The following is a 20,933-nucleotide window of genomic DNA, read 5'->3' on the forward strand; positions in this document are numbered from 1 at the left end:
CGCAGCAATGCGGTGGCGCACGCTCCGTAACCGGGCACCGGTCCTATCCGGTCGGTACATCGGTCGGTACATCGGTCAGTACCTCGGTCGGTGCCTTGGTCGGTACCTCGGCCGGTACATCGTCCGAAACATCGTCCGAAACATCGTCCGAAACATCGTCCGAAACATCGTCCGATACGTCGCCCCATCGATCACCCCATACGCACCACGCCGCCCCCGTTCATGCGTTTTGTCGTTTTCCTGCTGACTGCCCTGTGCCTGTCCGCGCTGTCCTTTTCGGCAGCGGCGGACACGCGCGCCGACGCGGCACCGGGAATCGCGGCCAGCATGTCGGCGGGCGACGTCATGGATGCGGCCTTCGACGAAGGCGTGATCGACGCGGTGGAACTGCCCGGCGACGATCCGCTCGAGGCCGAAGCGACCTACTTCGACAACGCGCCGCCGCCCGGCTACTGCAATATCTGGTCGGCCGACCTGCTTGACCCGCTGGACCTGCTCGACGAGATCGAGGAGTCCAGCGCGCTGTTCGTGCTGCCGGTGATCCCGCCTGTCGAGTTTCCCGAAGCCCCTTACGTGGCAACAGTCGGCGGGCGCCTGGCCAGCCGACCCGAAGGCCTGCTCAGGCCACCCAATCCCCGCGCCTGAGATGCTCCTGGCATCCGCCGCGCGCCGCTCGTCCGGCGTCGCGGTGGATCGCATCATTGCCTGCCGCGCCCCCATGTGTCGCTTGCGCCCGTAGTGCCCCTGGCACGCCGGGTGGTATCCGTCGTGGGTGAGCGCCGGGCAGCCGTTTTGCTCGATTGCTTCCGACATGAAGACCAACATAACGCTGACCTGGGCGGCGTCGTTGTCGCTGGTCGCGGGCACCGCATGGGCGCAGCCCACGCAACCCGCCGCGCCGGCTACCACGCCCGCACCGGTCCAGACACCACCGGCCTACGTGGCACCCGGTGTCACGATTTTCGACCTGACGCAGTTGCTTTCCCTGGCGCAGTCCACCAACAAAGGCGTGGAGGCCGCACAGGCCAATGTGGACGCCGCCAGCGCCGCCATCTCCACCGCGCGCGCCTATCCGAACCCGCAGGTGGAGCTGATGTACGGCCGCCTGCATGGCCGCGAGGCCGGCGTGCCGAGCGGCAGCGCGCCCACCTATGCCGTGGTGCAGAAGTTCGACTACCCGCAGCAGCGCAGCCTGCGCGAGGCCATGGCCGGGCGCGGCCTGGAGGCCTCGCAGGCCCAGCGGCAGGCGTTTCGCTCCGAGCTCGCCGCGCGCGTCAAGACCTCGTTCTACCAGGTGCTGCGCCGCGAATCCGAACTCAACGCGGCCCGCGAAGACCTGGAAATGATGCGCCAGATCCATTCCCGCGCGCGCCTGCGCGTGGAGGTGGGCGAGGCCCCGCGCTATGAACTGATCAAGGCCGAGACCGAACTGCTGGCGGCGCAGAAGACGCTGCAGACGGCCGAGCTGCGCGTGGACCAGGCCAAGGCCAGCCTGCGCCAGCAGGTGGGCGGGGCCATGCCGGCGCGCTTCGACGTGGCCGGCACGCTTGGCAACGGGCCCGACGTGCCGACGCTGCAGATCCTGCGCGACACCATGACCAGCAACAACGCGGAACTGACGCAACGCCGCATGGAGCTCGAGCGGGCACGCCTGGGCGTGGACTATCAGCGCTCGCTGCGCTGGCCCGAGGTCGCGGTGCGCGCGCAGACCGACCGCCAGCCCGACAACACCGTGTCGCAGATCGGGCTGGTGCTGACCATTCCGCTGTGGGATCGCCGCAGCGGTCCGGTGGGAGAAGCCACCGCGCAGGCCACCCAGGCGCAGACCGCGCTGGAGGCGCGCGAGTTCGAACTCCTGCAGGAACTCGATACCGCCTATCGGCAGTACGAGATCACGCAGGCGCAGGTCACCGCCCTCGAATCGGGCATCGTGCGCGAGGCCGAATCGGCGCTGGGCGTGGCCGAGGCGGCGTATCGCTTCGGTGAGCGCGGCATTCTCGACTTTATCGACGCGCAGCGCGTGCTGCGCAACGCGCGCAACGAACTGATCGCCGCCCAGTACGACATGCAGGTGGCCGCCATCCAGATCGAAAAGCTCTTGTCCACGGCGCCCGGTAGTGCTACCGGACCGATGCCGTCGTCGCCCACTCCCCGGATTTCCAACTGATCATGCGTCCCAATTTCCTTTATTCCTTCACGGCTGCCGCGGCCCTGGTGCTGGCGCTGAGCGGTTGTTCGCGCGAGGCCGAGACCGCGCCCGCTCCCGCCAGGCTGCCGCCGGGACTGGTACAGCCGGAAGCCAACCTGCTGGCCACCCTCAAGGTGGCGCCGGTCGCCACGTCTCCGTTCAGCGAGATGCTGCGCGTGGCCGGCCGCATCGACTTCGACGAGCAACGCGTATCGCGCATCGGCGCCAGCGTGACCGGTCGCGTCACCGACCTCTACGCCGTACTGGGCCAGGAAGTGAAGGCCGGCCAGGTGCTGGCGCGGCTGCATAGCAGCGAGCTCGGCGCGGTGCAGATGTCCTTTCTCAAGGCCGAGGCGCAGAGCGACCTGCAGGCCCGCAACGCCGAGCGCGCGCGCCAGCTGTTTGCGGCCGACGTGATCGGCCGTGGCGAACTGCAGCGCCGCGAAAGCGAATACGCCATCGCCTCGGCGGAAATGCGCGCCTATCGCGACCAGCTACGCGTGCTGGGCATGTCGCCAGCCGCGATTGCCACACTGGCCAGGAGCGGCAGCATCGATTCGTACTCGCCTGTGTATTCGAGCATCAGCGGCACCGTGGTGGAGCGCAATGTGGCGCAGGGCCAGGTGGTGCAGCCCGCCGATGCGCTCTATACGGTGGCCGACCTGTCGCGCGTATGGGTGGTGGCGGAAGTGCCCGAGCAGCAGGCCGCGCAGGTTGCGGAAGGGCAGAGCGTCAATATCGAGGTGCCCTCGCTTGGCAATGGCCCGGGGGCCGGCCAGATCATGGGCAAGCTGATCTATGTGGGCCGTACCGTCAATCCGCAGTCGCGCACGGTGCTCGTGCGTACCGAGCTGGAAAACCGCGACGGGCGCCTCAAGCCCGCCATGCTGGCCAGCATGCTGATCGCCAGCAAGGCCGTGGAGCAGCTGGTGGTGCCCGAGTCCGCGGTGGTGCGCGACGGCAACGACGAGTCGGTCTACGTGGAGATGCCCAATCACCAGTTCCGCCTGACCAAGGTCAAGCTGGGCAGCGAGAGCGACGGCATGCGCGTGGTCCTGGGCGGAGTGAAGGCAGGCGACCGTGTGGTGGTCGAGGGCGCCTTCCACCTGGACAACGAGCGCAAGCGCCTGGAACAGGGGTAAGCAGCCATGGTGACATCCCTAGTTGAAGCCGCCATCAAGCAGCGGCTGGTGGTCTGCGTCATCGCGGTGGTGCTGTTCTTTTTCGGGCTGCGCGCCGCCGGCAAGCTGTCGGTGGATGCGTTCCCGGACGTGACCAACGTGCAGGTGCAGATCGCTACCGAGGCCACGGGCCGCTCGCCGGAAGAAGTCGAGCGCTTTGTCACGGTGCCGATCGAGATGGCGATGACGGGCCTGCCCGGGCTCGAGGAAATGCGTTCGCTGAACAAGGCGGGTCTGTCGCTGATCACGCTCGTGTTCACCGACAAGACCGACGTCTACTTTGCGCGCCAGCTCGTGATGGAGCGGCTGATCGAAGTGACCGGGCGCATGCCGGAGGGCGTGACACCGGTGCTCGGTCCCGTCTCGACCGGCCTTGGCGAGGTCTACCAGTACACGCTCGACCGTGCCGACGACGGCACCAGAGAGCTGTCGCAGGAAGAACTCGCGGAGCGCCGCATCGTGCAGGACTGGGTGGTGCGTCCGCTGTTGCGGTCGATCCCCGGCGTGGCGGAAATCAATTCGCAGGGCGGCTACGTGCGGCAGTATCAGGCACTGGTCAATCCCGAGCGCATGCGCCACTACCACATCAGCATCCAGCAGGTCTACGAGGCGCTGGCACGCAACAACGCCAACTCGGGCGGCGGCGTGCTGCCGCACTACGCCGAGCAGTACCTGATCCGCGGCGTCGGTCTGGCGCGCGGTGTCGAGGACATCCAGAGCATCGTGATGAAGGAGGTGAACGGCACGCCGGTCTACCTGCGCGATGTGGCGGAAGTCACGATCGGGCACGAGGTGCGGCAGGGCGCGCTGGTCAAGAACGGCCAGACCGAGGCCGTGGGCGGCATCGTCATGATGATGCGCGGCGGTAACGCGAAGGAGGTGGTGAGTCGCGTCAAGGCGCGCGTGGCCGAGATCAACGAGCGCGGCATGCTGCCGGGCAAGCTCCAGATCGTGCCGTACTACGACCGTAGCGAACTGGTGGACGCGGCCTTGTGGACCGTGACCAAGGTGCTGCTCGAAGGCGTGGTGCTGGTGGTCATCATCCTGTTCCTGTTTCTCGGCGACGTGCGTTCGTCGATCATCGTGCTGGCCACGCTGGTGCTCACGCCATTGCTGACCTTCATGGTGATGAACCGCATCGGCCTGTCGGCCAACCTGATGTCGCTGGGCGGGCTGGCCATCGCGATCGGCCTGATGGTGGACGGCTCGGTGGTGGTGGTGGAGAACGCGTTCGAGCGGCTGGGGCACGCCAGGGAGAGCGGGCTGACCAGGACCGAGATCCTGGTCGGCGCGGTCAAGGAGGTGGCCACGCCCGTGATCGTCGGGGTGGGCATCATCATCCTGGTGTTCCTGCCGTTGATGACCCTGTCCGGCATGGAAGGCAAGATGTTCGCGCCGCTCGCCTTCACCATCTCGATCGCGCTGGCGATCTCGCTGGTGCTGTCGCTGACGCTGTCGCCGGTGCTGTCGTCGTACCTGCTCAAGGGCGGCGCGGACCACGAGACCAAGGTCATCGCGGTGATGAAGCGCGCCTACCTGCGCCTGCTGCACTGGTCCCTGACCAACAGCAGGAAGACCGTGATCGGCGCCGTGGTGGCGTTCCTTGCCACGCTCGCGATCGTGCCGCTGCTCGGCACGTCCTTTATCCCCGAGATGAAGGAAGGTTCGATCGTGCCGGCCATCGACCGCGTGCCCAACATCTCGCTGGAAGAGTCGATCAAGCTCGAGAAGCAGGCCAACCAGCTGGTGCTGTCGGTGCCCGGCGTGAAGGGCGTGGTCTCCGGCGTGGGTCGTGGCGAAAGCCCGGCCGACCCGCAGGGCCAGAACGAATCCACGCCGATCGCCAGCCTCAAGGACCGTGACGAGTGGCCCGACGGGTGGACGCAGGACGATATCGCCAATGCCATCCGCGACAAGCTCAAGGCGATTCCGGGTGTGCAGATCGTGATGGCGCAGCCGATCTCGGATCGCGTCGACGAAATGGTGAGCGGCGTGCGTTCGGACGTGGCGGTCAAGATCTTCGGTGACGATCTCGACAAGCTGCGCGATCTGGCCGGCGAAGTCGCGCGCGTGGCGGGCGGCATCCAGGGCTCGCAGGATATCCGCATCGAGCGCATTTCCGGCCAGCAATACCTGTCGATCGAGATCGACCGGCAGGCGATTGCGCGCTATGGGCTCAATGTCTCGGACATCCACGACATCATCGAGATCGCCATCGGCGGCAAGCGCGCCACGGACATCTTCGAGGGCGAGCGCCGCTTTGCCGCGGCCGTGCGCCTGCCCGAGGAATTCCGCGACAACGTGCAGGCCATCCGCCAGTTGCTGGTGCCGGCCGCGGACGGCGTGCAGGTGCCGCTGCAGAGCGTGGCGAAGATCGAGGTCAGCGACGGCCCGGCGCAGATCAGCCGCGAAATGGCCAAGCGCCGCGTGGTGGTGATGATCAACGTGAAGGATCGCGACCTCGGCGGCTTTGTGGCCGAACTGCAGGGCGCGACCGCCGCCAAGGTCAAGCTGCCCGAGGGCTACTACCTCGAATGGGGCGGCCAGTTCCAGAACATGGAACGCGCCATGGGCCATCTGCAGATCATCGTGCCGCTGACCATCGCCGCGATCTTCTTCCTGCTGTTCCTGCTGTTCAACTCGCTGCGCTATGCCACGCTGATCATCCTGGTGCTGCCGTTTGCATCGATCGGCGGGATCATCGGGCTGTTCGTCACCGGCGAATACCTGTCGGTGCCGGCCTCGGTGGGCTTTATCGCGCTGTGGGGCATTGCGGTGCTCAACGGCGTGGTGCTGGTGTCGTATATCCGCTCGCTGCGCGAGTCGGGCATGTCGCTGCGCAATAGCGTGGTGCGGGGCGCCACGCAGCGTTTCCGTCCGGTGATGATGACCGCGACCATCGCCATGCTGGGCCTGGTGCCGTTCCTGTTCTCGAACGGTCCGGGCTCGGAAGTGCAGCGCCCGCTCGCGGTGGTGGTGATCGGCGGGCTCATCACCTCGACGCTGCTCACGCTGGTGACGGTGCCGGTGCTGTACCGCTGGTTCGACGACCGCAAGCCGGAGGCAAGGGATATGTCGGTGTAAGACTCGCGCACCGGCGGGCCCGGAGCACGTTGGAGGGCAAGGACGTAAAATGCCCTCCGACGGCCCCGAACCTGTTTCCATCCAATCTGTCACGGGCCGGCCTTGTTGCCGGCCTTTTTTCATGGGAGATCCCACATGACATCGCTGGCCCGGCGGCTGACCCGCTTGCTGGTGCTTGCCGCCGCGAGCGTGCCGGCCGCGGCGTTTGCCGCGGACGCACCTGTCAATATCGAACTCGGCCAGCGCGGCGGCAAGCCCGAGGCGCCCGAAGCGCCAGTGGCCTGCATGCGCGCGGTGCAGGCCAGGCTGCCCAACCCCGAGCGTTTCCGCTGGCTCGGCAGCACCACACGCCGCGTGGCGGAGGACGCGTACAGCGTGGTCGGCGCGGTGGAGTTCGTCCCGGCCGACGGCGCGCCCCGCAAGGGCGAGGCGCAGTGCGACGTCATGCGCGCGCCGGGTAACACCTTCATCGTGCCGAAGGTGCGCCTGCCGCAATGAATATCGGCCAGCTGATCCGCCGCCTCGACCTCACAACGCTGCAGCTGTTTCTCGCGGTGCATGAGGAGGGCACGCTGACGCGCGCGGCGCAACGCGAAGCGATCGCGGTGTCGGCGGCGAGCAAGCGGCTGCTCGAGCTCGAGGAGACGCTCGGACTCGATCTGTTCGTGCGCAAGGCCAGCGGCATGACGCTGACCGCGGCGGGCGAGGCGCTGCTCCATCACGCGCGGCGCGTGCTGCTCGATGTCGAGAAGATCGGCATCGAACTGGCCGAGCATGCGCAGGGCATTCGCGGCCATGTGCGCATGATGGCCAACCTGTCGGCCATCGTCGAATTCCTGCCGGAGGACTTGCGCCGGTTCATGCAGCTGCACGAGGGCATTCGTATCGAGCTGGAGGAGCGGCCGAGCGGCGGCATCGTGCAGGCGGTGGCGGACAGCCTGGTCGATATCGGCATCTGCGCCGGCGAGACCGACATGCGCGGCCTGCGGCATGTGCTCTACCGGCGCGACTCGATCGTGCTGGTGGCACGCGCCGATCATCCGCTGGCGCGCCGCAAGGCGATGCGCTTTTCCGATGCACTCGACAGCGAATTTGTTGGCCTCCATACGGCCAGCTCCATCAATGCACGCTTTCATGCCGCGGCCCGCCAGGCTGGCAAGCCATTGCGCATGCGCATCCATGTGCCGGGCTTCGATGCGGTCTGCCGCATGGTGCAGGCGGGCATGGGCGTGGGCGTGATTCCGCTCGCGGTGTACGAGGCGCTGGGCAAGCCGCTCGGCCTGGTGGCGGTCACGCTGACCGATGCATGGGCCGCGCGCGAGCTGCGCATGGTGGTGCGCGACCTTGCCGCGCTGTCACCGGTGGCACGCCTGTTGTACGACTATCTCGGCAGCGTCGAGCAGGCCGTGGCGGCGCCGCCGCCGGTGACCGGAAGCACCGATGTGCCGGTATCGGAGCGCACGCCAGCATCGCCGCCGCCGCCCGCTCCAATGCCCGCTGCAAAGGCAGCACGAAAGCCGGCGCCAAAGCCAGCACCAAAGCCGGAGACCTTGCGGAGCAAGGCCATGCGTTCGCGTTCCTGAGCGCCGCCGGGCGGTCTGCACGCATGCGCCGCCGAACCTTTCCGAAAGCTTTCCGGGCGTTCGCGTTTGGCGAACGCCTGTCCCCGAATTGCGGTTGGACAGTGCCGCGGGGCCGCCGCTAACCTGTGCCGGACAGTTACCAAAACAAGTCCGGAGACAGATTCATGAGCGGGAATTCCCTCCCCACGGCCGCCGCGCGCGGACCGCTTGCCGGTATTCGCGTGCTCGAGATCGGCACCCTTGTCGCCGCACCCTTCGCGGCCCGCATGCTGGCCGAATTCGGCGCCGAAGTCATCAAGATCGAAGCCCCCAACGATGGCGATCCGCTGCGCAAATGGCGCAAGCTGCATGACGGCACGTCGCTGTGGTGGTACCTGCAGGCGCGCAACAAGAAGTCCGTCTGCGTCAACCTCAAGTCGCCCGAAGGCATCGCGATCGTGCGTGAACTCGCCGGGCGCGCGGATATCCTGATCGAGAACATGCGCCCCGGCGCGCTCGAGAAGCTTGGCCTCGGCTGGGATGTGCTGCATGAGTGCAATCCCAGGCTGACCATGGTGCGGATTTCCGGCTATGGCCAGTCGGGCCCGTATCGCGATCGCCCCGGTTTTGGCGCCATCGGCGAAGCGATGGGCGGCATTCGCTATACCACCGGGGAAGCGGACGGCGTGCCGGCCCGCGCGGGCATCAGCCTCGGCGATTCGCTGGCGTCGCTGCATGGCGTGATTGGCGCATTGATGTCGGTGCTGCGCGTCAAGACCGGCAAGGGCGACGGGCAGGTGGTCGATGTCTCGCTGGTCGAGAGCGTATTCAACCTGATGGAAAGCCTGGTGCCCGAGTACGACCTGCTCGGCCATGTGCGCGAGCGCAGCGGCGGATCGTTGCCGGGCATCGCGCCGTCAAACACGTATCGCACGCGGGACGGCGGCTATGTGGTGATCGCCGGCAACAGCGATCCGATTTTCCGCCGCCTGATGCATGTGATCGGCCGCCCCGGGCTGGCCGACGATCCGGCGCTCGCCAGGAATGACGGCCGGGTCGCGCAGAACGCCATGCTCGACCAGGCCATCGGGGCCTGGACCGCGCAGCACACCATGGACAGCGCGCTCGCCGCGCTCGAAGCCGCGGAGATTCCCGCCGGTCGCATCTACTCGGTGGCCGATATCGTGGCCGATCCCCACTATGCGGCGCGCGGGATGCTGCTCGATGCGACCTTGCCCGGCGGCACCGCGGTCAAGATGCCCGGCATCGTGCCAAAGTTGTCCGAGACCCCGGGCGAAGTGCGCTGGCAGGGCCCGGCGCTCGGCGAGCATACCGGCGAAGTGCTGGCCGAGCTCGGCTTTGCCGCGGGCGACGTGGCCGCGCTGCGTGCCATGGGAGCCGTGCAATGAACGCGCGTACGCTGCCCACGCCAACGCTGCCGCTGACGGGCGCGGCATGGCCCGATGCCCTCGTGGTGCAGGAAGTGTCGCCGCGCGACGGCCTGCAGATCGAACCGAGCTGGGTCTCCACCGAAGACAAGATCGCGCTGATCGATCGCCTGTCCGCGCTTGGCTTTACGCGCATCGAGGCCGGCTCGTTCGTGTCGCCCAAGGCGGTGCCGGCGCTGCGCGATGGCGAGGCCGTGTTCAAGGGGATGCGGCGGGTGCCGGGCGTGGTCTATGTGGCGCTGGTGCCCAATGTGCGTGGCGCCGAGCGCGCCATCGATGCGGCGGCCGACGAACTGAACCTCGTGATGTCGGCGAGCGAGACGCATAACCGCGCCAATATGCGCATGAGTTGCGCGAGCTCGCTGCAGGGCTTTGGCGATATCGTCCGCCTCGTGCGTGCCTTGCCCGGCGGCGACGGCCCGACGCTCAACGGCACCGTGGCCACGGCGTTCGGCTGTCCGTTCGAGGGCCGCATCGACGAAGGCCGCGTACTCGACCTTGTCGACCGCTATCTCGATCTCGGCTTCGACGGCATTACGCTGGCCGATACCACCGGCATGGCGCATCCGCGCCAGGTGGAGCGGCTGGTCGGCAAGGTGCTGATGAAGGTACCGGTGGGCGCGCTGACACTGCATTTCCACGATACGCGAGGCCTTGGGCTGGCCAATGTGCTTGCCGCTGCGGCGGCCGGCGCACGGCGCTTCGACGCCTCGCTCGGTGGCCTGGGCGGCTGTCCGTTTGCGCCGGGCGCGTCGGGAAATATCTGCACCGAGGACCTCGTGAACCTGTGCGAGGAGAGCGGTGTCGCCACCGGCATCGATCTGGTGGGCGCCATCGCACTGTCGCGCACGCTGCCGGTGCTGCTGGGCCACGACGTGCCGGGGCAGGTGGCCAAGGCCGGCCGCAACGCCGACCTGCATGCGGCTCCCGCTTATGTCGCCACGATCTGACGCAACGACCGGATGCGACGACCGGGTGCGACGACCGGATGCGACGACCGGGTGCGACCTGTCCGATGTGCCGATCCGATGTGCCCGATCTGGTGTAGCCGATCTGACTGACTAATTGTGCAACGTTTGACGTGCCGTCCGCGCGGCACGACGACCCCTGGAGGAACAACAGGGGCCCAGCTTCAGGAGACGATGATGGACCGTACGCTTACCGCGTCCGACGCTATTCCCACGTCCGATCGCGCCGCCGGCGCGGTGGATCCTCGCGCCACGATGCGCCGCGTGGCCTGGCGGATCATGCCGCTGATCATGATCTGCTATCTGTTTGCGTTCTTCGACCGCATCAATATCAGTTTTGCCAAGTTCCAGCTGCAGGGCGATCTTGGTCTCAGCGATACCGCGTACGGTCTCGGCGCCAGCCTGTTCGTGATCGGCTACGTCTTGTTCGAGGTGCCGGGCAACCTGATGCTGTACAAGGTGGGCGCGCGGCGCTGGATAGCGCGCATCATGATCTCGTGGGGCCTTGCCACCGCGCTGATGGTGTTCGTGCAGAACGAATGGCAATTCTATGGGCTGCGCTTCCTGATCGGCGCGATGGAGGCCGGCTTTGCCCCGGGCGTGCTCTATTACCTGACACTGTGGTTCCCGGCGGCGCGGCGTGGCCGCATCACGTCGATGCTGTTCCTCGCCTCCGCGTTTGCAGGCCTGTTCGGCGCGCCGGTGTCCGGCTTTGTGCTCAGCCATATGGACGGCGTGCTGGACGTGCGCGGCTGGCACTGGCTGTTCGTGCTGGGCGGCCTGCCGTGCGTGGCGCTGGGTTTGCTCGTGCTCAGGGTGCTCAAGGACCGCATCGAGGATGCACCATGGTTGTCGCCGGCGGAGAAGACCTGGCTCAACGGTCAGATCGCACACCAGAACCGGCATATCGGCAGCCATTCGTTTCTTGGCGCGATTCGCACGCCGGGATTCCTCAAGCTCGGGTTGATCTATTTCCTGATCCAGGTGGCATCGTATGGCCTCAACTTCTGGGCCCCGCACCTGATCCGCACCGCGGGCACGACCAACCCGACCACCATCGGCCTGCTGACGGCGGTGCCGTATATCTGTGGCGCGCTCTGCATGGTGGTGGTGGGGCGCCTGTCCGATGCCACCGGCGAACGCCGCAAGTTCGTGGCCGCGCTGCTGGTGGCGGCAGCCGCCGGCTTCTTTGCCGCCGGGGTGTTCGACCAGCAGACCGTGCTGCTGGTGGTGGCGCTGGCGGTGATGGGCGCGGGCGTGGTGGCCTCGATTCCCGCGTTCTGGGCCTTGCCGCCGAAGCTGGTGACCGGTGCCGGCGCGGCGGGCGGGATTGCGCTGATCAATACGCTGGGGCAGCTCGGCGGCATCGTGAGCCCGGTGATGGTGGGCCGCATCAAGGACGTGACGGGCAGCACCACGCCGGCGCTGTACGTGATCGGCGCGCTCTCGCTGATCTGCGCGGGACTGCTGCTGTGGGCCTTGCCGGAGCAACTGCGCCGGCGCGACGAGGTTGGCCAGTAACGGGCCGGAAATAGCGCGCCAGAAAATCGGCTGGAAAAGCCGGCGCGACAAGCAGACCGGCCCGGCGGCGCCGGGCCGGTCGATGCGTGCGTGAGGCCGTCAGCGCCCGGTTTCCTTCAGGTACTGCGCGCGCGCCTGCACCGCGGTATTGCTGAAGTCGGTGAACACGCCATCCACGCCCGCGCGGAACGCGTCGAGGTATTCGCCGACCGGGTCGCCCTTGTACTTGCCGGGCAGGTAGCGGGCCTCGTTGCGGAACGTGTACGGATGCACGAACAGGCCGGCCTGGTGCGCATCGGCGATCAGGCGGGTCGGCTCGACCGAGTTCACGTCGCCGAGGGCTCCCGTGTACGGCGTGCCGTCGGCATTGGTGTCCTTCCATGGCGTGACCTTCCACGCGAACACCTGCGGTTTCCACGGACCGATGCCATCGGCATAGGTCTTGATCTCGGCCAGCCCGGCGGGGGTCAGCATCTCGCCGAACCAGCGCGGATCGCCGGCGACGGTCCAGCTGTACGGACGGCCGTCGACGAACGCGTAGGCGTCGCTGGTCTCGTAGATCATCTCGCCGGTCCTGTAGTTGACGGCGTTACCGTCGATCAGTTGCACCATGCGCGTGGCCACGCCCTTTGCGCGCATGTACTTGAGGCTGGCCGGATCGAAGCTCTGCAGGAAGATCGGCGCGGCCTTGCTGTTGAGGCCGTTGTCGTTGAGGAACCTGATGATCGCGTCCTCGAACGGATGGCCGGTGCCGGCCGTGTCGCAACCGTTGGCGCGCGCCTGCGCATTGTTCCAGTACGGGTTCTTGGCTTCCGGATAAACGGTGAACTGGCGCCCCGTCACGGCGGACTTGGCGCGCGCGAGATCGTAGACCTCCTGCATGGTCAGCGCCGGAAACTGGCCGTTCAACGCGGACGGCCGCACGTCTTTGGCGTCGTACGTGGTGCCGCGGATCCACTGCTTGAGTTCGGCCACGGTGAAGTCCGTGATCGACCAGTCGTTGGTGTGGTCCTCGCCATCGACCACGAGCGACTTCAGTACCGAGGTCGGATCGGCCGGATCGGTCAGGTCGCTCAGGTATTGCGACGGGCCCGTGCCGGGGCCGGTGGTCCACGACACATTGACCATCACGCCGGGCACGGTGCGCTGGCGCGCAGCCACGGCCGGGTTGCGCTGTGCCACTTCGGCCACGTTGGTGTTGTCGCTGAGCCAGGGGTTGTGGCGCACCACGAGCACGCAGTCCCTGCTCAGGTGGAGGTCTTCCTCGAGGGAGTCGGCACCGGCATTGGCGGCGCCTTCGTACGACACCTCGGTTTCTTCCGGAAACAGGCCGGGCAGGCCGCGATGGCCGATCACCAGCGGCGGGTTGCCGTCGAGCGTCTTCAGCGCGCTCGGCGTGGTGACGGGCGAGGCGGGGTTTTGCGGGTCGCCGTCGCCGCCGCACGCGGCCAGCGCCAGCGCACCGGCCAAGGCGAGCAGGAGCCGCGCAGGTTGAGGGACATTTTTTCTGGTTCGAATCATGTGGGTCGCTCACTGACTTGTTGGAGGGAAGACCAGCGCGAGCGATTGCCGCACGGCCCTTCGCCGCCTCCCGCGCTTCGGCCGCATGGTCGGGGCGCTTTATGTCAGCGACGTGAAGCGGGACCATGGATGCGGGCCGGGCGGGATGGGTGATGGATGGGTGATGTATGGCCGAGACGCTGCCGTCGAATTAGAAGGACACGATAGGACGGCACTGTTGACGAAGCGCCCAGGATGACAATTGCGTCATGTCGCTGGACAGCAGCCGATCGGTTTCCTAAGATTGTGTACGCTGTACACAACCAAGGAGATGGCTGCGATGAAGACCGAAGCGACCCCTGAACACCGTTGGCTGGCAAAGCTGGTAGGAAACTGGATAGCGGAAGGCGAGGTCCGCATGGAACCCGATGCGCCGCCGCAGAAATGGCAGATGCCCGAGCAGGTTAACGCGATCGGCGACGTCTGGGTGCAGGGCCGTGCGGAGGGCGAGATGCCGGGGTGCGGGCATGGCGTCACCATGATGACGCTGGGCTACGATCCGGCCCGCAAGCATTTCGTGGGCACCTTTATCGGCTCGATGATGACCCATATGTGGGTCTACGAAGGGGACCTCGAAGCCGACGGGCGTACGCTGACGCTGCGCGCGGATGGTCCCGCGTTCTCGCCGGATGGCAAGGTTGTCGAAGGAAAGATGGCGAAATACCGCGACGTCATCGCCTTCCGCGACGACAACCATCGCACGCTGACGTCGTTCATGCAGGGCGACGACGGCGAATGGACGCAGATCATGCAGGCCGAATATCGGCGTACGTGAACGGTGTACCGTGAACCGTGAACTGCGGGCTGCGGGCCGCGAGCCGTGAACCCTTGAAGGGGAATGCCCCGGGGAGGTCGGGCGGCCCGGCGCGGGCCCGCGCATCCCGGGCGTGGCCGCGCGGCGGCAGGATTAGCTATCGCAGGCGGGCACGCGGTTCCAGGCGTCGAGCAGGGCCTGGAAGCGGTCGGCAGGGGCGGGGGGCACGCGCGTGCTGCGGCGTGCCGGCGGCAGGGGGCGGCCGGTCAGGTTGTAGTAGACCCCGTCCGGCAGCGCGTCCGGTGCGTGCGGGACATGGTCGACCACGCACATCTGCCGTGCGGCCTTGAGCGCGCGCGTGGTTTCCTCCGCCGTCAGGCCGCTGGCCTCGGCGAGTTGGTCGCGTCGCAGCGGCCCCTGACGCTGCAGGCCGGCCACCAGGAGATGTACGCATTCGCGCGTATTCCGTTTCATGGCGGGCATTGTTCCCCACTGCGCGCCGGAAGCCAATCCTGCGTGACATTTGTTTGCATTCGGAATCTGGCCGCCCGAACGGTTACATGGCACGCGCGCGCGGATGCCTGCCAGGCGAAGCCGGTTCCACTTGTCGCACGCCGGGCTTGCACCGGCCTCGATACTGTATAAATATACAGTTATTGAGAGAAATTCGATGCCCGTCCGCTCCGGATGAGGTGTCTTCAGCACAATGACTGCGCAACCGAACGCAGCCCCGCCCCAGGCGGAGGATCTGCCGCCCTTATTCGCTTCATCCCCTGCGTCCCTGGCGTCTCCGGCGTCTCCGGCGTCCACGTTGTCGACCGTGGCCGGCGGGTCTGCCGATCCGTCCGCGGCACCCGACACACCGGTGCCCGCATCCGCGGCAGATAAGCGCGCAGCCGTGGCGGACCTCGAACAACGCTATCCGGGCCTGTGGCGAGCCGGGCAGCTCGGTCATGCCGGGCGCCAGGCGGTATGGCCGACCGGTTACGACGCGCTTGCCGCCGAGTTGCCGGGTGGCGGCTGGCCCGCGGGTGCCGTGACCGAACTGCTGCTGAGCCAGGATGGCGCGGGCGAGCTGCGCCTGCTGATGCCGGCCTTGCGCGCGCTCGCGGCCACGGGCCGCCGCATCGGCTTCGTCAATCCGCCTTATCTGCCCAACGCGATGGCGCTGGCCGGCCACCTGCCGGCGCGCCAGGTGTTCTGGGTGCGCGCGCCGGCGGGTGCCACCCAGGCCTCGCGCCGCGCCGACATGCTGTGGGCCGCCGAGCAGATGCTGCGCAGCCAGGCCTTTGGCGCGGTCCTGGTGTGGCTGGCCGGCGCCCGGCCCGAGGCGCTGCGCCGGCTCCAGGTGCTGGCGCAGGCGGGCGATACCGCCGTGTGGGCGCTGCGTTCGCGCAAGTCGCTGCACGAATCGTCCCCGGCCGTGCTGCGGCTGGCGCTGACGCCCTTGCCGGGCAATGTCCTGTCGATCGTTTTTCATAAGCGGCGCGGTCCCGTGCGGGACACGCCGCTGCTGTTGCCGCTGACCGGCATGGCGCATGCCCCGGGGCGTCCCACTCCTGCGGTGGCCCCCGCTGCCATGTCCGCCGGCGAGCCAGGCCCTGTTCATGCCGCAGCCCAAATTGACCCCGCCCTTGCCGACCCTGCTGCCGGTCCATTGGATCGCCGTGCACCTGCCGCGCCTGCCGCTGGACGCACTGCGCCCCCAACTGGCCTGAGTCCGCCGGCACGCTCCACCACACCTTGCCGGTGGCGGTGTTCGAGCACGAGTGCGTGGTGCTGGCCAATGAACGCGCGATGGCCCTCGGCGTGCGTCACGGCATGCGGCGCGGCGGCGTGCAGGCGCTCTCGGCGGAGGTGGTGCAGCTGGAGCGCGATGTCGTGGCCGAAGCGGGGCTGATGACCTCGGTGGCGCTGACCTTGCTGCATTTCACGCCGGCCGTGACCGTCGACGAAGAACCCGAGGCGGCCACCGTGATGCTCGAGGTGACCGCGAGCCTGCGCCTGTTCGGCGGCCATCGCGCGCTGTGCCGCGCGGTGCGCGCACGCGTGCGGCAACTGGGCACCATCGCGCAGATCGGTACCGGCACCACCGCGCAAGGGGCCGCCTGGCTCGCGCGCCAGCCGTTGCGACGTACCGCGCGCGGCATCGTGCGGCCCGCGCGGCGCGCGCTGCAGGCGGCCCGCATGAAGCGCCTGCTGGACCGCCTGCCGGTGGAATGCCTGCAGAGCCTGGTCGATCCCGAGTGGCTCGACGGCATTGGCTGCCGCACGCTTGCGCAGGTGCGCCGCCTGCCGCGCGCGGGGCTCTCGCGGCGGCTGGGCCCGGCGCTGCTGGCGCGGCTCGACCAGGCCTATGGCGATGCGCCGTCGGGCTTTGCATGGTTCGAGGCGCCGCCCACGTTTACGCAGCGCATGGAGCTGCCGGGCCGCATCGAATCGGCCGAGGGCGTCCTGGCCGGTGCGCAGCGCCTGCTGCTGGCGCTGTCAGGCTGGCTGGCGGCATTGCAGGCTGGCGTCACGCGTTGCGTGCTGATGCTCGAGCACGAGCGCTACCGGCTGGGCACGGAGATGGATTGCACGCCGGTGCCGCTGGCGCTGGCGCAGCCGAGCCGCGATCCCGTGCATCTGTCGCGGCTGCTGCGCGAGAAGCTCGACAAGATCCGCTTCCATGCGCCCGTGGGCGGCCTGACGCTGACCGTGGAGACCATGACGGCGTGCCTGCCGCGCAGCCAGACGCTGTTTCCGGATCCCGCCGCCGAGCCGGCCGAACTGGCGCGCCTGCTCGACACGCTGACGGCGCGGCTGGGCCGCGACAACGTGCTGCAGCCGCAGCCGCTGGCCGACCATCGCCCCGAGCGCGCCAATCGCTGGTGTCCGGTCGACGAGGCCCCCGCGCGCGGCCATGCGCCGTCAGCCGGCGTCGTGCCCGAACGGCCGCTATGGCTGCTGGAGGCGCCGCTGGCCTTGCGCGTGGAACGCCATCGTCCCGTCCATGAAGGCCCGCTGGTCGTGCTGACCCGGGCCGAGCGCATCGAGGCCGGCTGGTGGGACGGTGGCCTGGCCACGCGTGACTACTTTATTGCCGAGCGTGCCGATGGCCTGCGCTGCTGGCTGTATCGCGAGCGGCCGGGGCATCCCGCGCGCGACGGACAGGACGCGGGCGGCGAGTATCGCTGGTTCCTGCATGGATTGTTTGCCTGATGTCGACGTTTTCGCTGCTGCGCTCGTTGTCCGCCTCGCTGCCAGACTACGTGGAGCTGCACTGCATTTCCAACTTCACGTTCCTGACCGGGGCTTCGCATCCGGCCGAGCTGATCGAGCGCGCCTTCCAGCTTGGCTACGGCGGCCTGGCGCTGACCGACGAATGCTCGGTGGCCGGCACCGCGCGCGCGCATCATGCGCTGAAGGTGCTGCGCGAGGAAATGCGCGAAGCCGTGGTGCGCCACGAAGCGAATGAAGACCATGAAGATGACGAAGACCGCGACGGCAGCGACGGCAGCGACGATGAAGACGCGCGCGAAAGCCATCGCCAATGGCTGCACGCGCGCGCGGCCGCGGCCGATGCCTTCAACCTGATCGTCGGCAGCCGCTTTACGCTGAGCGGCCCGGCGCGCCACGCGGAGCAAGACAAGGGGCAAGGGACGGAGCAAGGGACGGGGCGCGAGGCAAACGCGCTGCCGCCACCCCGCCTGGTCGTGCTCGCGCGCAACCGCGAGGGCTTCGGCAATCTCAGCGAGATGATCACGCTGGGCCGCCGCCGCGCGGAGAAGGGCAGCTATCTGCTGTATCCGTCGGATTTCAGTGATCCCGATCCCGCCCAGGCCCATCTGCGCGGCATGCCCGATTGCCTCGTGCTGCTGCTGCCCGACTATTGCGCCGATCCCGATGTGCTGCGCGCGCAGGCACGCTGGTGCCGCGACACCTTCGGGACGCGCGTCTCGCTCGCGCTCGAACTGCTGCAGGGCCACGCCGATGCCGTGCATCGCGCGCGCCTGCAGGCGGTGGCGGACGAGACCGGCGTGCCGCTGGTAGCCACCGGCGCCGTCACCATGCACGTGCGTTCGCGCAAGCCGCTGGCCGATGTGCTGACCGCGATCCGCCTGGGCCAGCCTTTGCCGGCGTGCGGTCATGCGCTCGCGCCCAATGCCGAGGCACACCTGCGCATGCGCCAGGTGCTGTCGCGGCTGTATCCGCGCGAGGCGCTGGCACGCACGCTGACGATTGCCCATCAGTGCGATTTCTCGCTTGGCACGCTGCGTTACGAATATCCCGAGGAACTGGTGCCGGATGGCCTGACGCCGATCGAATATCTGCGCCAGGAAGTGGAAGCCGGCAAGCGCGAACGTTTTCCCGCCGGGCTGGAGCCGGCATGGGAACAGCAACTCGCGGACGAACTCGCTCTGATCGAGGAAAAGCACTACGAGCCGTTCTTCCTGACCGTGCACGATATCGTGCGCTTCGCGCGCGGCGAAGGCATCCTGTGCCAGGGGCGCGGCTCGGCCGCGAATTCACTGGTCTGCTACTGCCTGCATATCACCGAGGTCAGTCCGGCGCAGGCCAACCTGCTGTTTGGCCGCTTTCTCTCGCGCGAGCGCGACGAACCGCCCGATATCGACGTGGACTTCGAGCATCAGCGGCGCGAGGAAGTCATCCAGTACATCTACCGCAAATATGGCCGCCATCGTGCCGCGCTGGCGGCGTCCCTGATCAGCTATCGCGCGCGCAGCGCGTTGCGCGACGTGGGCCGCGCGCTCGGCATCGATGCGAGCGTGGTCGAGCAGGTGGTCAAGGGCCAGGCCTGGTGGGACAGCGGCAAGGAATTCGTGCAGCGGCTGACGCGCTACGGGCTCGACCCCGAGGCCCCGGCCGTGCAGCAGTGGGCCAGCCTGAGCGACCAGCTGCGCGGCTTTCCGCGCCATCTGTCGCAGCATGTGGGCGGCTTCGTGATCGCGCGGCACAAGCTGTCGCGGCTGGTGCCGATCGAGAACGCGGCCATGGCGGATCGCAGCGTGATCCAGTGGGACAAGGACGACCTCGAGTCGCTGGGGCTGCTCAAGGTCGATGTGCTGGCGCTCGGCATGCTGACGGCCATCCGCCGCGCGCTGGCCATGATCCCGCATCCCGACCGGCCGGATCTGCCATGCCGCATGGAGGACCTGCCCGACGAGGATCCGCAGACTTACGACATGATCTGCAAGGCCGATACCGTTGGCGTGTTCCAGATCGAGTCGCGCGCGCAGCAGTCGATGCTGCCGCGCCTGCAGCCGCGCCAGTACTACGACCTTGTGGTGGAGGTGGCGATCGTGCGGCCGGGCCCGATCCAGGGCGGCATGGTGCATCCGTATCTCAAGCGGCGCGAGGCGCTGCGCGAGCGGCAGGAGCCGCCGACCTACTTCAACGACGTAATCCGGCGCGTGCTGGGCCGCACGCTGGGCGTGCCGATCTTCCAGGAGCAGGTCATGCAGCTCGCCATCGATGCGGCCGGCTTCACGCCCGGGCAAGCCGACCAGCTGCGCCGCTCGATGGCCGCGTGGCGGCGCCGTGGCGATCTGCGCAAGCACCAGGACGCGCTGGTGCGGGCGCTGACCTCGCGCGGCTATCCGGAGTCGTTCGCGCTGGCCATCTGCAAGCAGATCGAGGGGTTTGGCGAATACGGTTTTCCGGAAAGCCATGCCGCCAGTTTTGCCAAGCTGGTCTATGTGAGCGCATGGATCAAGTGCCATCATCCCGATGCCTTCCTGTGCGCGCTGCTGAACAGTCAGCCGATGGGCTTCTACTCCCCTTCGCAACTGGTGCAGGACGCCAGGCGCCATGGCGTGCTCACGCTGCCCGCCGACGTGACCCTCAGCGCGTGGCAAAGCACGCTCGAAGCGCGGCGGCCGGGGCGGCCGTATCGCGATGTGCGGCTCGGACTCGATCGCGTCAAGGGCATGCGCGAGGATGCCGCGCACCGCATCGAAGACGCGCGCCGGCAACGCCCGTTCGCCAGCGTGGAAGACCTCGCGCTGCGCGCCGCGCTCGATCGCCACGATATCGATGTGCTGGCCGCCGCCGATGCGCTCGCGAGGCTGGCCGGCCATCGCCACCAGGCCCGCTGGCAGGCACGCGCGGCGGCCCTGCAGAGCGCCCATCGCGACCTGCTGCACGCGGCGGCGCCGGACGAGGCCGCGCTGGAGCTCCCGGCACCGCGCCTGGGCGAGGATGTCATCGCCGATTACGCCAGCCTCGGCATGTCGCTCAAATGCCATCCGCTTACGCTGCTGCGCGAGCGTCTGGGCCGGCTCAAATACATCACCGCCAGCCAGCTCGGCCGCCTGGCCAATGGCCGCATGGTGCGCGCCTGCGGCATCGTCACGGTGCGCCAGCGGCCCGCCACGGCGAGCGGCACCATCTTTATCTCGATCGAGGACGAGACCGGCCCGGTCAACGTGATCGTCTGGCCGGACCTGGTCGAGCGGCAGCGCAAGGAGGTGCTGGGCGCGCGGCTACTGGGCGTGATCGGGACCTGGCAGCGGCAGGGCGAGGTGAAGCACCTCGTGGCCAGGGAACTGGTCGACCTGAGTCCGCTGCTCGGGCGGCTGATGGCGGATAGCCGCGATTTTCATTGAGGTCCGCGGTCGTCTGCACTGTCTTTGATACACGGCTTGCAATTGTTGCCACCTGC

12 protein-coding genes and 3 pseudogenes are annotated in these 20,933 nt (G+C 68.0%); 13 read left to right on the forward strand and 2 right to left on the reverse strand.

From position 1 onward, the window contains the following. Positions 1 to 222 precede the first annotated feature (222 nt). The 9 genes and pseudogenes from DFLDMN_RS22360 (at position 223) to DFLDMN_RS22400 (ending at position 11,952) form a co-directional block, all read left to right on the forward strand. Entirely contained in the window at positions 223 to 645 is a 423-nt protein-coding gene (locus DFLDMN_RS22360) for an auxiliary protein of the heavy metal cation-transporting efflux system HmyCBA (protein ID WP_423200060.1), read from the forward strand. 166 nt (positions 646 to 811) lie between these two features. Then, on the forward strand, positions 812 to 2,167 hold the full coding sequence (locus tag DFLDMN_RS22365; RefSeq protein WP_423200061.1) for a TolC family protein: 1,356 nt from the start codon (positions 812 to 814) through the stop codon (positions 2,165 to 2,167). A 2-nt stretch (positions 2,168 to 2,169) separates the two neighbouring features. Then, complete coding sequence (locus tag DFLDMN_RS22370) at positions 2,170 to 3,330, forward strand: efflux RND transporter periplasmic adaptor subunit (protein ID WP_423200062.1); 1,161 nt, start codon at positions 2,170 to 2,172, stop codon at positions 3,328 to 3,330. Between the two features lie 6 nt (positions 3,331 to 3,336). Continuing rightward, the gene (locus tag DFLDMN_RS22375; protein WP_423200063.1) at positions 3,337 to 6,453 is read left to right on the forward strand and encodes an efflux RND transporter permease subunit; all 3,117 of its coding nucleotides are present in this window, start codon (positions 3,337 to 3,339) and stop codon (positions 6,451 to 6,453) included. A gap of 135 nt (positions 6,454 to 6,588) precedes the next feature. After that, positions 6,589 to 6,951 carry a DUF2880 domain-containing protein gene (locus DFLDMN_RS22380; RefSeq protein WP_423200065.1) on the forward strand — a complete coding sequence of 121 codons (363 nt, stop codon included), beginning with the start codon at positions 6,589 to 6,591 and terminating at the stop codon, positions 6,949 to 6,951. Continuing rightward, positions 6,948 to 7,868: pseudogene (locus tag DFLDMN_RS22385) on the forward strand (LysR substrate-binding domain-containing protein); the annotation flags it as partial. The gene DFLDMN_RS22380 and the pseudogene DFLDMN_RS22385, both read left to right, overlap by 4 nt. A gap of 332 nt (positions 7,869 to 8,200) precedes the next feature. Continuing rightward, the gene (locus DFLDMN_RS22390; RefSeq protein ID WP_423200067.1) at positions 8,201 to 9,424 is read left to right on the forward strand and encodes a CaiB/BaiF CoA transferase family protein; all 1,224 of its coding nucleotides are present in this window, start codon (positions 8,201 to 8,203) and stop codon (positions 9,422 to 9,424) included. After that, on the forward strand, positions 9,421 to 10,413 hold the full coding sequence (locus tag DFLDMN_RS22395; protein ID WP_423200068.1) for a hydroxymethylglutaryl-CoA lyase: 993 nt from the start codon (positions 9,421 to 9,423) through the stop codon (positions 10,411 to 10,413). The genes DFLDMN_RS22390 and DFLDMN_RS22395 overlap by 4 nt, the downstream gene beginning before the upstream one ends. A gap of 192 nt (positions 10,414 to 10,605) precedes the next feature. Next, entirely contained in the window at positions 10,606 to 11,952 is a 1,347-nt protein-coding gene (locus tag DFLDMN_RS22400; RefSeq protein WP_423200069.1) for an MFS transporter, read from the forward strand. A gap of 99 nt (positions 11,953 to 12,051) precedes the next feature. Here DFLDMN_RS22400 and DFLDMN_RS22405 read toward each other — a convergent pair whose 3' ends face one another. Then, the gene (locus DFLDMN_RS22405; protein ID WP_423200070.1) at positions 12,052 to 13,473 is read right to left on the reverse strand and encodes a glycerophosphodiester phosphodiesterase family protein; all 1,422 of its coding nucleotides are present in this window, start codon (positions 13,471 to 13,473) and stop codon (positions 12,052 to 12,054) included. Positions 13,474 to 13,792: 319 nt separating this feature from the next. Between DFLDMN_RS22405 and DFLDMN_RS22410 the strand changes: the two genes are divergently transcribed. Then, positions 13,793 to 14,287 (forward strand): DUF1579 domain-containing protein, encoded by a 495-nt coding sequence (locus DFLDMN_RS22410; protein ID WP_423200071.1) that lies wholly within the window; start codon positions 13,793 to 13,795, stop codon positions 14,285 to 14,287. Positions 14,288 to 14,419: 132 nt separating this feature from the next. On the opposite strand, the gene DFLDMN_RS22415 is transcribed toward DFLDMN_RS22410, so the two are convergent. Then, the gene (locus tag DFLDMN_RS22415) at positions 14,420 to 14,740 is read right to left on the reverse strand and encodes a hypothetical protein (RefSeq protein ID WP_423200073.1); all 321 of its coding nucleotides are present in this window, start codon (positions 14,738 to 14,740) and stop codon (positions 14,420 to 14,422) included. Between the two features lie 232 nt (positions 14,741 to 14,972). On the opposite strand from DFLDMN_RS22415, the pseudogene imuA reads away from it, so the two are divergent. The 3 genes and pseudogenes from imuA to DFLDMN_RS22430 all read left to right on the forward strand — a co-directional run. Further along, a pseudogene (imuA, locus tag DFLDMN_RS22420) lies at positions 14,973 to 15,968 on the forward strand (translesion DNA synthesis-associated protein ImuA); the annotation flags it as partial. Further along, positions 15,874 to 17,470 (forward strand): annotated as a pseudogene (locus DFLDMN_RS22425) (Y-family DNA polymerase). The pseudogenes imuA and DFLDMN_RS22425, both read left to right, overlap by 95 nt. Next, a complete protein-coding gene (locus DFLDMN_RS22430) occupies positions 17,470 to 20,877 on the forward strand; it encodes an error-prone DNA polymerase (RefSeq protein ID WP_423200074.1) in 3,408 nt (1,135 codons plus the stop codon). The pseudogene DFLDMN_RS22425 and the gene DFLDMN_RS22430 overlap by 1 nt, the downstream one beginning before the upstream one ends. Positions 20,878 to 20,933 lie beyond the last annotated feature (56 nt).

The organism is Cupriavidus sp. H19C3, from assembly GCF_049393815.1.
Taxonomy (GTDB): Bacteria; Pseudomonadota; Gammaproteobacteria; order Burkholderiales; family Burkholderiaceae; genus Cupriavidus.

Coding starts and splice junctions, on each gene's coding strand:
- DFLDMN_RS22360 (WP_423200060.1), top strand. CDS start 223: ATGCGTTTTGTCGTTTTCCTGCTGACTGCCCTGTGCCTGTCCGCGCTG.
- DFLDMN_RS22365 (WP_423200061.1), top strand. CDS start 812: ATGAAGACCAACATAACGCTGACCTGGGCGGCGTCGTTGTCGCTGGTC.
- DFLDMN_RS22370 (WP_423200062.1), top strand. CDS start 2,170: ATGCGTCCCAATTTCCTTTATTCCTTCACGGCTGCCGCGGCCCTGGTG.
- DFLDMN_RS22375 (WP_423200063.1), top strand. CDS start 3,337: ATGGTGACATCCCTAGTTGAAGCCGCCATCAAGCAGCGGCTGGTGGTC.
- DFLDMN_RS22380 (WP_423200065.1), top strand. CDS start 6,589: ATGACATCGCTGGCCCGGCGGCTGACCCGCTTGCTGGTGCTTGCCGCC.
- DFLDMN_RS22390 (WP_423200067.1), top strand. CDS start 8,201: ATGAGCGGGAATTCCCTCCCCACGGCCGCCGCGCGCGGACCGCTTGCC.
- DFLDMN_RS22395 (WP_423200068.1), top strand. CDS start 9,421: ATGAACGCGCGTACGCTGCCCACGCCAACGCTGCCGCTGACGGGCGCG.
- DFLDMN_RS22400 (WP_423200069.1), top strand. CDS start 10,606: ATGATGGACCGTACGCTTACCGCGTCCGACGCTATTCCCACGTCCGAT.
- DFLDMN_RS22405 (WP_423200070.1), bottom strand. CDS start 13,473: ATGATTCGAACCAGAAAAAATGTCCCTCAACCTGCGCGGCTCCTGCTC.
- DFLDMN_RS22410 (WP_423200071.1), top strand. CDS start 13,793: ATGAAGACCGAAGCGACCCCTGAACACCGTTGGCTGGCAAAGCTGGTA.
- DFLDMN_RS22415 (WP_423200073.1), bottom strand. CDS start 14,740: ATGAAACGGAATACGCGCGAATGCGTACATCTCCTGGTGGCCGGCCTG.
- DFLDMN_RS22430 (WP_423200074.1), top strand. CDS start 17,470: ATGTCGACGTTTTCGCTGCTGCGCTCGTTGTCCGCCTCGCTGCCAGAC.